Origin of the sequence: Nguyenibacter vanlangensis, assembly GCF_013376155.1 — a bacterium.
Taxonomy (GTDB): domain Bacteria; phylum Pseudomonadota; class Alphaproteobacteria; order Acetobacterales; family Acetobacteraceae; genus Gluconacetobacter; species Gluconacetobacter vanlangensis.
The window spans coordinates 1-642 of sequence record NZ_JABXXP010001148.1 but is presented as its reverse complement, the minus strand read 5'-3'; the positions used below and the strand labels follow the sequence as shown (position 1 = coordinate 642).

Sequence of the window (642 nt, the reverse complement as noted above, 5' to 3'; positions counted from 1 at the left end):
CGGGCGGACCTGACCCTGACCCGGGGCGGCGAGGCGCCGCTGCACGAACGCATCCGCACCGGGACGCCGCAGGAGATCACCCTGCCGATCAACCGGCCCGGGCCGCTGCTGGTGGGGCTGACGGCCTCGGCGCTGCCCGGCGAGGTCTCGACCGCGAACAACCAGGACGTGGTACGGATCAACGGCGTGCGCGACCGGCTGCGCGTGCTGCTGGTCTCGGGCACGCCGAACCAGGGCGAGCGGGTCTGGCGGCGTCTGCTGAAGGCCGACCCGTCGGTCGACCTGGTGCATTTCACCATCCTGCGGCCGCCCGACAAGGATGACGGCACGCCGCTGTCGGACCTGGCGCTGATCGCCTTTCCGGTGCGCGAGCTGTTCCAGCAGAAGATCGGGCAGTTCGACCTGATCATCCTGGACGGGTTCGAGAACCGGGCGATCCTGCCGCGGACCTATCTGGAGAACATCGCCGACTATGTGCGGGGCGGCGGCGGGCTGCTGCTGATCGGGGGGCCGGAATTCCTGGGCCCGGGATCGCTGCAGGACACGCCGGTGGGCGACATCCTGCCGGCGCACGTGCCGGAGGCGGGCGGCATGGTCGAGCAGCGTTTCCGCCCCGCATTGACCCCGGCCGGCCACCGCCAC

At 71.7% G+C, this 642-nt stretch carries 1 pseudogene; it reads left to right on the top strand.

From position 1 onward, the window contains the following. A pseudogene (locus tag HUK84_RS21790) lies at positions 1 to 642 on the top strand (VWA domain-containing protein); the annotation flags it as partial.